Genomic DNA, 12,436 nt, shown 5'->3' with positions numbered 1-12,436 from the left:
AAAAAGAAATTCTACAAGCAAAGCAAGCTGGGGATACAGAAATAGTCAGTCTCTACGACCCTCTCCTCATTCGTTAATATAAACCAATCTCCTTTTAAGTAATCCTCTATCTAAAATTAATCATTACTATAAATACTTACTTCTTTTATGCTCTTGGGTGGAATTGATTATACATCTGTCTAATCTGAGTTTTAGAAACATGTGTATATAATTGTGTAGTCGAAATATCAGAATGACCTAACATTTCTTGAACTGCACGTAAATCTGCACCATTCTCCAATAGGTGTGTTGCAAATGAGTGTCTTAACGTATGAGGTGTCAATGTTTTATTGATATTTGCCTTTAAACCATACTGTTTAATTAGTTTCCAAATACCCTGACGTGTCAATGGTCGTCCATGCATATTTAAAAAAAGCACGTTAGTGACTGTTTTTTTAAGTAATTGAGGTCTAACAGAATTGATATATGTGTCTAGATATTCGATTACAGTATCGCCTAATGGGATGATACGTTCTTTGTTCCCTTTACCAAACACTTTTACAAACCCCATAATTAAATTAACATCGTCTATCTCGATTTGTATTAATTCAGTCACACGCATTCCAGTCGCATATAATAATTCGAGAATTGTACGGTCGCGGTATCCATTATTTTTATTTAAATCTGGTGTTTCAAGTAACTGAATCACTTCTTCAACATCTAACACATCTGGAAGTTTCTTCTCGTACTTAGGCGTTTCAATAAGAACTGTAGGATCTTTCGCTGCATATTTCTCACGTAGCGCAAATTGATGGAAACTGCGAATCGTTGAAATAAATCGCGCAATAGATTTAGCAGAAGCCCCCTGATCTATTAAATGACCTAGACATTCTTGAATCGTTTGTCTATCAATAAAATCAATATGCGCAATTTTGTTTTCTTGCATATATATTTGATATTTTTTTAAGTCTCGGCGATAGGCACCTATCGTATTCTCGCTTAAGCCTTTTTCGATTTGTATAAATTTTAAATATTCTTCAATAATTGTTTCCATTACAACACCTCTATTTGAATAGACTCACATTAAACTATGATGTGATATTAAGAAAGACTAAGACAATCATTTGAAATTGTCCTAGCCTATTATTTGTTTATTTTCCTTTTGCTTGGCATTCAGCACAAACACCGTGAAACGTTAATCTGTGATCTAAAATTTTGAAGTTATATTCTGTTTCGACTCTTTCTTCAACTTGTGGTAGTAAATCTTCATGGATTTCATCTACTTTACCACATTCCATGCACACTAAATGGTGATGGAAATGTTTAGCGCCCTCTTTTCTTAAATCGAAACGAGCAACACCATCACCAAAATTAATTTTATCGACGACTTTTATTTCGGCTAGAAGTTCTAAAGTTCTATAGACAGTAGCTAAACCTATTTCAGGTGCTTTGTCTTTTACTTTCAAATATACATCTTCAGCACTAAGATGGTCTTTTTCATTTTCAATTAGAACACGGACAGTAGCTTCTCTTTGTGGTGTTAATTTATATGAAGATTGTTGTAATTGTTGTTTTACGCGATTTAATCGTTCTTCCATGGGAGCGACACTCCTCTATTAATAATTATAATCATTTTAAATTGAAAATATTTCAATTACTAAATTACCAATATTTTCAATTAAATGCAAGCTATTTACAGCACTTAATTAGAATGATTATAATTTAATAATATATACTGCAACCCAATGATTGTTTTAGCATCCTCGATTTCATGATTATCAAGTAATGCTTTTATTTCTGAAATAGGCACTTTATGCAATTCTACAAACTCATCTTCATCTAGATTGAGTTGACCTTCACTTAGGTTACTGCTGAAATAAATCGTAAGTTTCTCATTGGTGAACCCAGGGCAACCATACATGTCAGTAACAAATTCTAAGTTATTTGCAACATAACCTGTTTCTTCTTCTAATTCGCGTTTAGCAGCTTCTTCACGTATTTCATCTTGTTCTAATTTTCCAGCTGGAATTTCTAATAATGCTTTTTCAACTGGTTTACGAAATTGTTTAACAAGTAATACCTCATCATTTGGCGTTATTGCACAAACTGCTACCGCACCGTTATGATAAACTAATTCTCTTCTAGATGTATTCCCATCAGGCAATTCTACATCATGTATTTCTAAATCAATAATTTTACCATTGTAAATAACAGTTCTATCGAAAGTTTTCTCATTAAATTCCAAAAAATTCACGTCCCTTTTAATTCAGTATATAAATTGGTAAGATGAATGCGTTACTTAAAGTGTATCGAAAGGAGATTGGACATGCAAAAGAATATTTTAAAGAGTGGCATCGAAATTTCAGAATTAGGATTAGGATGTATGAGTCTAGGTACAGATTTTGCCAAGGCTGAACCTATCATTGAAAAAGCAATTGAAAGTGGTATTACGTATTTTGATACTGCAGATATTTATGACCGAGGCATTAATGAAGAAATTGTAGGCAAAGCTTTAAAAAAATATCAAAATCGGGATGATATTATAATTGGAACGAAGGTAGGAAATCGTCCTACTGAAGATGGCGGGACTACATGGGATCCATCTAAACAATATATTAAGGAAAGTGTTAAAGGTTCTTTACAACGATTAGGATTGGACCATATCGATTTATATCAATTACATGGTGGAACGATAGATGATCCATTAGATGAAACAATCAGTGCATTTAATGAGTTAAAACAAGAAGGTATTATTAAAGCCTATGGTATTTCTTCAATCCGTCCTAATGTTATCGATTATTATTTAAAACATAGTGAAATCGAGACAATTATGTCTCAATTCAATTTAATTGATAATCGACCAGAACAATTACTGAATGACATACATGCCAATGGTGTTAAAGTATTAGCACGTGGCCCTGTGTTTAAAGGACTGTTAACTTCTAATAGTATTGATGCCCTAGATCATAAATTCAGTGAGGGCATATTTGATTATACACATCATGATTTAGGCGAAACGATTGCTTCAGTTAAAGAAATAGAAAGTAATCTTAGTGCTTTATCTTTTGAATATTTAAAATCTCACGATGCACTTGGTGCAATCATCGTTGGCGCTAGCTCACCACAACAATTAGAAGAAAATGTTAATAATTACAATAAACATGTAAGCCTTGATCAAGTAAAAGCAGCTCGTGACAGAGTGAAAAACTTAGAATACACACAGCATTTAAAATAATGTAGTTATAATACAGAAGCGTTTGAGACATAAATGATGTAAAAATACTGTTTTGCTAAACCACAGTGCGGGATGGGACTAAGAATTCATAAAAGAATTTTGACCCACTCCCGCCTTTTTATTACAACTCAAATCTAACTCTAATACTGCTTATAGTAAGTGTAATGACCATTGTGATTTTCGTCTTTGATCGTCACATTCATGATCTCACCTCTCAAAATTAATTCATGAAATTTGAAACTTATGAATGATTGTTCGTCAGCATTTAGTAAGTCATAATTATTTTCCCCTATTAAATCTGCAATTGTAAAAATGGAATGTGGTGGTAATGCATTCATATTCTCAATACATTGTTTAACGTTATGGTTTACACAACATAACATACAATCACTCCGATCTATTGTTTGTTTTTGAATAAAAATGGAAAAAGTGATTCAAGCAACCTAGGGAATAATTGATATAATTTTAAAGTGGTGTGCATCCATTTAGGTTGATTGATTTCACATTTACGTTCAATGATCCCTTTAATAACATCATTAGCTAATAAAGTTGGATCTAACATCATTGCGTCATACTTGTGTGCATAAGCGAGACTTGGGTCTGCCTTTTCATGAAATGCTGTTCTAATCGGACCGGTATTCACAGACATTACATGAAAAGATGGGTGTTCCAGTCGTAGTGCATTTAATACCGCATTCAAAGCCGCTTTAGACGCACCGTAATGCGCGGCATTAGCTTGTGTGACAAAGGCAGCTTGACTAGAGATTCCAACAATACTCGCGTGTGGAGACAATTGGTTCATTAAAGCATGTAATAATAAATTAAACCCGATAATATTAACTTCATACGTTTCAGTCATTTCATCAGGTGTGTGTTGGTTGATTGATTTAAAATACCCTAAACCAGAACTATAAATAATGCCATCTATTTGCGTATCGATATATTGAGGTAATTGGCTAATTGCATGTTTGTCTTGCATATCACACAGAATCATTTGGACATTATGTTCATATGGTGAGAAGTCAATGTGTTTATATTTTTGTTTGCTTCTAGCAAGTAATGTAACATGCGCGCCCTTTTGAATAAGTTGTTTAGTGATTTCGAGACCTAAGCCACTTGTACCACCAGTTACCACATAGTGTTTACCTATCATAGACATTTCCTCTCTAACTTTGAATAATTTTATATTACCTTAAACTATTTAGTGTATAAAGTCTTCTAGTAATTGAGTTTAAATCTAATTGCATACACTAACTTTTTTTAAAAATCCCCCTAAGGATCACCTAAGCTAAAGCTTATGCGTAAAAAATGAAGATATAAATGATACAATGATACTATTTTGAAATTCGCAGTAGCTGACTGAACTGAAAAGGCGCTTAAATCAAGCTTTTTTCAGTCCTAGTCATCCTTGTGGGGGTGGGACGACGAATTGTAAAAAATTCTGTCCCACTCCCTTATATGTTACTATGGGTTTATAAATTAAAGAGTGAGGATGATGTTGTCAATGAAATTAGTTTTTTATGGTGCAGGTAATATGGCACAAGCAATTTTCAAAGGAATTATTAATTCTAAAAAATTGAAGTCACATGATATCTACTTAACGAATAAATCTAATGAAGAAGCTTTGAAAAATTTCGCTGAAGAATTAGGTGTTGAATATAGTTATGATGATGAAAAGTTACTCCAAGATGCCGATTATGTATTTTTAGGATCTAAACCTTATGATTTCGAAAAAGTAGCTCAACGTATTCAACCGTTTATTAATGAAAACAATCGCTTTATTTCTATCATGGCTGGTTTACCTATTAACTATATCCAAGAACAATTACACGTTGAAAATCCAATCGCTCGAATCATGCCTAATACGAATGCCCAAGTGGGCCATTCAGTGACAGGTATTAGTTTTTCTGGGAATTTCGGACCAAAATCAAAGGAAGAAGTTATTGATTTAGTTAACGCGTTTGGTTCGGTAATTGAAGTAAACGAAGACCATTTACACCAAGTAACAGCCATTACAGGAAGCGGTCCAGCTTTCTTATATCATGTTTTTGAACAGTATGTTAAAGCAGGAACAGATTTAGGGCTTGGAAAGGATCAAGTTGAAGAATCAATTAAAAATTTAATTATCGGTACAAGTAAAATGATTGAAAGATCAGATTTAAGTATGGAACAATTGCGTAAAAATATTACCTCTAAAGGTGGAACGACACAAGCAGGTTTAAATGCCCTATCACAACATGATATTGAGGCAATATTTAAAGATTGTTTAAATGCAGCAGTTCAACGTAGTGTTGAATTATCAAAAAATGAAGATAATTAAATTAATATATATATATAAAAGACTGAGGCGTTACATTGCCCCAGTCTTTTATATGAAATAAAATTGCACCTAGTATTTTAAAAATATATTGTTTTAAATTTTGAATGTATCAAAATCCTTAACAAATTCAAAGTGAGGAACATTTTCATTAGCTTTTAATTGATGTCTAATAGTATCTATCTCATCATAATTATAACGATTACTCAAATGCGTAATTAAACTTCTCTTAACGTTAGCTTGCTTTATCAAACAAAATACATCTTCAATATGACTATGGTGATAGTTATTGGCCAATGTTTTTTCGCCTTCAATATAAGTAGCCTCATGAATCATTACATCAGAATCTCTTGCAATGCTTAACTCTGATTGACAAGGTTTCGTATCTCCAAAGATAGAGATGATTGGTCCAGGTTTAGCTGGTCCTTTGAAATCTTCAGAATTGTAAATTTGGCCTTCATGTTCAAAATTATCATAAGCCTTTACTTCTTGGTACTTAGGCCCAGGATATAAACCTATTGATTTGAGTGCTTCGACATCAATAGTCCCTGGCGTTGTTGGTGATTCAATGCGATAACCATAAGAAGGAATACCATGATTTAATAATTTGGCACTAACTGTAAAGCCTTTATGATGATATGTAAACTGATTATCAATTTCAATATATGTGATAGGATAATTTAGATGAGATTCGGATAATCTTAAAGAAGTCTCAATATATTGTTGTAATCCTTTAGGGCCAATAACTGTTAATGGCTTATCTTCCCCACCTTGAAAAGAACGACTCGTTAATAAACCAGGTAATCCGAAAATGTGATCTCCGTGCATATGCGTTATAAAAATGTGGTCAACTTTTCCAAGTTTAATTGAATGATGTAAAATTTGATGTTGTGTGCCCTCTCCGACATCAAATAGCCATATACTATTCGAAAAAGGTTCAAGGTTTAAAGCAATTGCTTGCGTATTTCTCTCTTTAGTAGGTAACCCCGCACTTGTTCCGAAGAATGTAACTTCCATGCATATGCCTCCTTTTCTTTCATTATATTTTATCATATGTGATTTATTTTGCTATAAAAAGTCATAAAATAAATGCATGTGTTTCATTTTGAGTTATAATGATATTAAATTGTGCATCATTCCATAATTCAAGTGCCTTTGTAGAAACAATAAAATTAGGCAAATAAGTTTGAAGCGGTGCAAATATATTTTATAATAATACAATCATAGTATTAAAAGAATTGAGGTTTTGAACTTGAGTAAACATTCTAAACATATTCCTTGTTTAATTACTATTTTCGGTGCAACCGGAGATTTAAGTCATAGAAAGCTATTTCCATCATTATTTCACTTATTTCAACAAGATAATTTAGACGAACATATCGCTATCATAGGAATTGGACGTAGAGATTACACGAATGAAGTATTTCGTGAACAAGTTAAAAGTTCTATTCAAAAGCATGTTAAAGATACATCACAGATTGATGCGTTTATGGAACACGTATACTATTTTAAACATGACGTAAGTGATGAACAAAGCTACAATTCATTATTGAACTTCTCTAATGAATTAGATTCAAAATATCAATTAAAAGGTAATCGCTTATTTTACTTAGCAATGGCACCTCAATTCTTCGGTATTATTTCAGATTACTTAAAATCATCAGGTTTAACTGATACAAATGGATTTAAACGATTAGTCATAGAAAAACCATTTGGCAGTGATTTGAAATCAGCGGAGCAATTAAATAATCAATTAAGACGATCATTTAAAGAAGAAGAAATTTATAGAATAGACCATTACTTAGGTAAAGATATGGTGCAAAACATTGAAGTTTTACGTTTTTCAAATGCGATGTTTGAACCGTTATGGAACAACAAATATATTTCAAATATTCAAGTAACGTCTTCAGAGGTGCTCGGAGTTGAGGATCGTGGAGGTTATTATGAATCTAGTGGTGCATTGAAGGACATGGTTCAAAACCATATGTTACAAATGGTTGCACTTCTTGCGATGGAAGCGCCAATTAGTTTGAACAGTGAAGATATTCGTGCTGAAAAAGTTAAAGTATTGAAGTCACTTAGACAACTAGACCCACAAGAAGTAAAACAAAATTTCGTACGCGGTCAATACGATAAAGGATTTATTGATGGTCAAAAAGTCATCGCTTATCGAGATGAAGATCGTGTTGCTGAAGATTCAAACACACCTACATTTGTTTCAGGCCGATTAACTATTGATAATTTCCGTTGGGCAGGCGTACCATTCTATATTAGAACTGGAAAACGAATGAAGTCGAAATCGATTCAAGTTGTAGTTGAATTTAAAGAAGTGCCAATGAACCTGTATTATCAAACTGATAAATTATTAGACTCGAACTTATTAGTTATCAATATTCAACCTAATGAAGGCATATCTTTACATTTAAACGCGAAAAAGAATATTCAAGGTATTGATACTGAACCTGTACAATTATCTTATGCTATGAGTGCTCAAGATAAAATGAACACAGTAGACGCCTATGAAAATTTACTTTTTGACTGTTTAAAAGGTGATGCAACAAACTTTACACATTGGGAAGAATTAAAATCAACTTGGAAATTTGTGGATGTTATTCAAGATGAATGGACAATGAATGAACCTAATTTCCCTAACTATGCGTCTGGTACAAATGGCCCATTAGAAAGTGATTTATTGTTAAGTAGAGACGGTAATCACTGGTGGGATGATATTCAATAAATCATCAATTTATAACTATGACTATGCGTCTGGAGCAAAGATTATATTTTGAGATTTCTGAGCAAGTACACAGAGTTGAGAATGTACTTAAATTAGGCTTTTACTTGGTTCTCAGCAACTGTGCGCGCGAGAGTTACGGCATAAAGACATTTCTTTAATAAGCAAGTTGGGAGTGGATGAATGAATTTTTCTAGAATTCTGTCCACTCCCCTTTTCTATTCTTCTCAAAAAATTTTTTATATAGCACATGTTAAGATGTATATTTTCAAAAAATAAGGTAAAATAAAAGTTAATGATTGTATATTTATTGGAGTGAGAGTTTTGGACGTTATCAAGCAGATACAACAGGCAATTGTATTTATCGAAGATCGTTTGTTAGAGCCGTTTAGTTTGCAAGATTTGAGTGATTACGTTGGTCTTTCTCCTTACCATCTTGATCAATCATTTAAAATGATTGTTGGACAATCACCTGAACACTATGCGCATGCTAGAAAAATGACTGCAGCTGCTAAAGAAATGGTTCAAAGTTCTTCAAGGTTAGTAGATGTCGCAAAAAAGTATAACTACAATAGTTCTAATGATTTTGCGAATGACTTTAGTGATTTCCATGGCATTTCACCAATTCAAGCATCTACCAAAAAAGATGAATTAAAATTACAAGAACGTTTATATATAAAGTTAACAACGACTGAACGAGCGCCTTATCCATATAGACTAGATACTACAGAAGATATAGCATTAGTAGGTTATGTTCGTTATATTGAAGCAAACGATTTATCTAATCCTTATAAAGTTCCCGATTTTTTAGAAGATTTAATTCTTGATGGTAAAATTAAAGATTTGAAAAGGTATAATAATATAAGTCCATATGAGTTATTTGTAATTACTTGCCCATTAGATCGTGGTTTAGAATTATTCATAGGTGTTCCAAGTGATAGATACCCTTCTCATTTAGAAAGTAGAGTGTTGCCTGGTAGACATTATGCAAAATTTAATCTTCAAGGCGAAATCGATTATGCTGTAAATGAAGCTTGGTATTATATTGAATCCAGTCTACAACTCACTTTACCATATGAAAGAGATAGCTTATATGTAGAGATTTATCCTTTTGATATCTCATTTGAGGGCCCATTCACTAAAATTCAATTATGGTTGCCTATTGAACAAGAAACTTATGACATGTAAGTCATGCGATGATAAGTATTAATGAGTACTTTTTATCTACTTACATTTCTTAAATAATGAGAAATATAGTCTAATTAAAAAGACGGGAGTGGGACAGAATTCTTTTTAAATTCGTTGTCCCACCCCCGCAAGGATGACTAGAACTGAGAAAAGCTCGATTTAAGCGTCTTCTCAGTTCAGTCAGCTACTGCGAATTTGCTAAATAGCATTATGATATTATTTATGTCACAGTCTCGTCTTTATTAAATTAAATTTCTGCGACAAATGCTTCAAATGGTTTGAGTGCTGCTACGTCTAATTGACTCGTGTAATTGTGTAGTTTGATTGCTTCATCATCGATAGCAAAAGGTAATGTTAATGAACTTTGTTTATCAGTTAAATTACCTGCAACTACTACAGTTTTGCCATCTAATTGTCTTGTATATGCAAATACATTTTCATTATCAGCATCAATCAAATCAAATTGGCCATACGTATAGATATCATGAGATTTTTTTAATTGTATTAATTGTTTGTAGAAGTTAAGTACAGAGTCCGGATCTTCTAATTGCTGAGCAACATTGATTTTTTTATAATTCGGGTTAACTGGGAACCAAGGTTCACCTTCCGTGAATCCACCATTTGGACTATCATCCCATTGCATAGGTGTACGTGAGTTATCTCGATTTTCCATTCTATATTTATCTAGTAATTGATCAACATCTCCACCTTGCGCTTTGACAATTTGATATTCATTTCTAACAGCAACATCATTAAATGTTTCAATACTTTCGAAAGGATAATTTGTCATACCGATTTCTTGTCCTTGATAGATAAACGGTGTACCTTGTTGTAAGAAATAGACAACTGCATGACTTGTAGCGGATTCAAACCAGTAATCTTTATCGTTACCCCAAGTAGACACACGTCGAGGTTGATCATGGTTTTCTATGAAGAGTGCATTCCAACCAATTCCTTCTAGTCTCTTTTGCCAACGATTTAAAACCGTTTTATATGATTTAACATCAAATTGAGAATCACCAGTACTCCACAAGCCTAAATGTTCAAATTGGAAAATCATATTGAATTTCCCTTTATCTTCTCCTACCCAGTCTTCTGCATTATCTGGATTAACACCATTAGCTTCTCCAACAGTCATAATGTCATATTTACTAAGTGACGCATCTTTCATTTCTTGTAACCAATTCTGAATACCTGGTTGATTCATATCTACATCAAAGGCTGGAGCATATGTCTTTCCTTCTGGTACAGGTAAGTCGCCAGCTTCAAATGTTTTCTTAATATGGGTTATAGCATCGACACGGAAGCCGTCAATACCTTTTTCAAACCACCAGTTCATCATGTTAAATACTGCCTCACGTACATCTGGGTTATCCCAATTTAAGTCTGGTTGTTTTTTACTAAATAAATGGAAGTAATATTGGTTCGTTGTCTCATCAAATTGCCAAGTTGACCCATTAAAGATACTCTCCCAATTATTAGGTTCAGAACCATCCTCTTTAGGGTCTGCCCAAATGTACCAGTCTCTTTTTGGATTATCTTTACTAGATTTAGATTCAATAAACCATGGATGCTCATCAGATGTATGGTTAACGACTAAATCTAATATGAGTTTCATACCACGATCATGTACCCCTTTTAATAAGCGGTCAAAATCTTCCATTGTACCAAATTCATCCATAATATCTTGATAATCACTGATGTCATAACCATTATCATCGTTAGGCGATTTATACATTGGACTTAGCCAAATAACATCTATACCTAAGTCTTTGAGATAGTCTAATTTTTCGATTACACCTGGTAAATCACCAATACCATCATTATTACTATCATTAAAACTTCTTGGATAAACTTGATACGCTACTGCTTCTTTCCACCAATTTTTTGTCATAAGTATGCTCCTTTATCGTTTTGTAGTTGATACCCTCTCTACTATTTGAGTTGAAATCATTTTTGCAGTAAAAGAAATAGCTTTATTCCCTAATACATCAATGATTGTATTACCTGCTGTTAGGCCTAGTATATCTGGGTTAATATTTACACTTGTTTGTGATGGCGTTGCGTTTTCAGTGAGAAAAGATGTATTAAATGTAGCAGTTTGTATATCATCTGGAATGCGGATTTGATATTCATACAGCACATTCAATAATTGCATATTTAACATAGCATCAGACGTTATAATCACTGTAGGCTTATGACGAACATCAATACAATAGTGTTTTATACAATCACGCAAATCTTTGATAGACGCTATTACGGCGTAGTTAATAGGAATGTTAACGTCGTTACAGTATTGTTTAAATCCTTTTGTACGATCTTCTGTAACTGCATAATGTCCGGATTCTTGTAAAAATAACATTGACCGATGACCTAATTGATACAAATACTTTGCTAATTGATAAGCTGCATCGACATTATCATTATCGATGTGTATGACTTGATCATAGTTTAAAGATTTCCCAATGATAAGATAAGGCACATTAAACTCATGAAGTAGTCGTTCTACAGGATCATCTTGCAAAGAATACAAAAGAATAAAGCCATCTACACTTTTAGATTGAATCATTGTCTTTACTTCTTCGTATAGGTCAGCGCTTTTCTCTGATACAGTCATTCTAGTTGAATAGCCTCTTCGATTACATGCCTGATTGATACCGTTGAGAACATCGCTATTAAAGGGATTTTGACGTATTTCAAGTGCAGAACTTTTTTGTATTAATCCAATAGTCAATGTTTTATTTGTTATTAATGTTCTCGCCGCTTGATTAGGAATGTAACCTAATTTGGCCATAGCTGTTTTGACTTTAATAGTAGTCGAATTACTAATTTTCGGATTGTTTTGTATGACTCTTGATACTGTAGATGTAGCTACATTAGCCTCTTTTGCAACATCTTTAATTGTAACCGTCGTATATCACCTCACTAAGATTTCATAGTAAACGCTTTCAGATTCATCTATATTTTTATCGTATAGAATTCA

General features: G+C 33.0%; 12 protein-coding genes. 4 read left to right on the top strand and 8 right to left on the bottom strand.

The window, feature by feature from the left end; translation table 11 throughout:
- Positions 1–145: 145 nt before the first annotated feature.
- From xerD to HMPREF3239_RS05575, 3 genes are all read right to left on the bottom strand, one after another.
- The gene (xerD, locus tag HMPREF3239_RS05585; protein WP_070854997.1) at positions 146–1,033 is read right to left on the bottom strand and encodes a site-specific tyrosine recombinase XerD; all 888 of its coding nucleotides are present in this window, start codon (positions 1,031–1,033) and stop codon (positions 146–148) included.
- 97 nt (positions 1,034–1,130) lie between these two features.
- Positions 1,131–1,577, bottom strand: coding sequence for a ferric iron uptake transcriptional regulator (locus tag HMPREF3239_RS05580; RefSeq protein ID WP_011275714.1), 447 nt, complete (start codon positions 1,575–1,577; stop codon positions 1,131–1,133).
- 104 nt (positions 1,578–1,681) lie between these two features.
- Positions 1,682–2,224, bottom strand: a complete 543-nt coding sequence (locus HMPREF3239_RS05575; RefSeq protein ID WP_070854996.1) for an NUDIX hydrolase — start codon at positions 2,222–2,224, stop codon at positions 1,682–1,684.
- A gap of 81 nt (positions 2,225–2,305) precedes the next feature.
- On the opposite strand from HMPREF3239_RS05575, the gene HMPREF3239_RS05570 reads away from it, so the two are divergent.
- Positions 2,306–3,214 carry an aldo/keto reductase gene (locus HMPREF3239_RS05570; protein ID WP_053029459.1) on the top strand — a complete coding sequence of 303 codons (909 nt, stop codon included), beginning with the start codon at positions 2,306–2,308 and terminating at the stop codon, positions 3,212–3,214.
- 140 nt (positions 3,215–3,354) lie between these two features.
- Here the strand turns inward: HMPREF3239_RS05570 and HMPREF3239_RS05565 are convergent, their stop codons facing one another.
- Positions 3,355–3,597 (bottom strand): hypothetical protein, encoded by a 243-nt coding sequence (locus tag HMPREF3239_RS05565; RefSeq protein WP_070854995.1) that lies wholly within the window; start codon positions 3,595–3,597, stop codon positions 3,355–3,357.
- Positions 3,598–3,611: 14 nt separating this feature from the next.
- Positions 3,612–4,367, bottom strand: coding sequence for an SDR family NAD(P)-dependent oxidoreductase (locus HMPREF3239_RS05560; RefSeq protein WP_070854994.1), 756 nt, complete (start codon positions 4,365–4,367; stop codon positions 3,612–3,614).
- A 351-nt stretch (positions 4,368–4,718) separates the two neighbouring features.
- On the opposite strand from HMPREF3239_RS05560, the gene proC reads away from it, so the two are divergent.
- On the top strand, positions 4,719–5,534 hold the full coding sequence (gene proC, locus HMPREF3239_RS05555; RefSeq protein ID WP_070854993.1) for a pyrroline-5-carboxylate reductase: 816 nt from the start codon (positions 4,719–4,721) through the stop codon (positions 5,532–5,534).
- A 93-nt stretch (positions 5,535–5,627) separates the two neighbouring features.
- On the opposite strand, the gene rnz is transcribed toward proC, so the two are convergent.
- The gene (rnz, locus tag HMPREF3239_RS05550) at positions 5,628–6,548 is read right to left on the bottom strand and encodes a ribonuclease Z (protein WP_053029462.1); all 921 of its coding nucleotides are present in this window, start codon (positions 6,546–6,548) and stop codon (positions 5,628–5,630) included.
- Positions 6,549–6,783: 235 nt separating this feature from the next.
- Here rnz and zwf point away from each other — a divergent pair, with 235 nt between their 5' ends.
- Both zwf and HMPREF3239_RS05540 read left to right on the top strand, forming a co-directional pair.
- Complete coding sequence (gene zwf / locus HMPREF3239_RS05545) at positions 6,784–8,268, top strand: glucose-6-phosphate dehydrogenase (protein ID WP_070854992.1); 1,485 nt, start codon at positions 6,784–6,786, stop codon at positions 8,266–8,268.
- A 321-nt stretch (positions 8,269–8,589) separates the two neighbouring features.
- The gene (locus HMPREF3239_RS05540; RefSeq protein WP_070854991.1) at positions 8,590–9,453 is read left to right on the top strand and encodes an AraC family transcriptional regulator; all 864 of its coding nucleotides are present in this window, start codon (positions 8,590–8,592) and stop codon (positions 9,451–9,453) included.
- Between the two features lie 247 nt (positions 9,454–9,700).
- Here the strand turns inward: HMPREF3239_RS05540 and HMPREF3239_RS05535 are convergent, their stop codons facing one another.
- Positions 9,701–11,347, bottom strand: coding sequence for a glycoside hydrolase family 13 protein (locus HMPREF3239_RS05535; RefSeq protein ID WP_070854990.1), 1,647 nt, complete (start codon positions 11,345–11,347; stop codon positions 9,701–9,703).
- A 12-nt stretch (positions 11,348–11,359) separates the two neighbouring features.
- A complete protein-coding gene (locus HMPREF3239_RS05530) occupies positions 11,360–12,355 on the bottom strand; it encodes a LacI family DNA-binding transcriptional regulator (RefSeq protein WP_070854989.1) in 996 nt (331 codons plus the stop codon).
- Between the last annotated feature and the right edge of the window lie 81 nt (positions 12,356–12,436).

This window comes from Staphylococcus sp. HMSC34C02 (assembly GCF_001838705.1).
GTDB lineage: Bacteria > Bacillota > Bacilli > Staphylococcales > Staphylococcaceae > Staphylococcus > Staphylococcus borealis.
Note: the sequence above shows the minus strand (reverse complement) of the source record. Positions and strands in the feature narration are given on the sequence as shown.

Coding starts and splice junctions, on each gene's coding strand:
- xerD (WP_070854997.1), bottom strand. CDS start 1,033: ATGGAAACAATTATTGAAGAATATTTAAAATTTATACAAATCGAAAAA.
- HMPREF3239_RS05580 (WP_011275714.1), bottom strand. CDS start 1,577: ATGGAAGAACGATTAAATCGCGTAAAACAACAATTACAACAATCTTCA.
- HMPREF3239_RS05570 (WP_053029459.1), top strand. CDS start 2,306: ATGCAAAAGAATATTTTAAAGAGTGGCATCGAAATTTCAGAATTAGGA.
- HMPREF3239_RS05565 (WP_070854995.1), bottom strand. CDS start 3,597: ATGTTATGTTGTGTAAACCATAACGTTAAACAATGTATTGAGAATATG.
- HMPREF3239_RS05560 (WP_070854994.1), bottom strand. CDS start 4,367: ATGATAGGTAAACACTATGTGGTAACTGGTGGTACAAGTGGCTTAGGT.
- proC (WP_070854993.1), top strand. CDS start 4,719: ATGAAATTAGTTTTTTATGGTGCAGGTAATATGGCACAAGCAATTTTC.
- rnz (WP_053029462.1), bottom strand. CDS start 6,548: ATGGAAGTTACATTCTTCGGAACAAGTGCGGGGTTACCTACTAAAGAG.
- HMPREF3239_RS05535 (WP_070854990.1), bottom strand. CDS start 11,347: ATGACAAAAAATTGGTGGAAAGAAGCAGTAGCGTATCAAGTTTATCCA.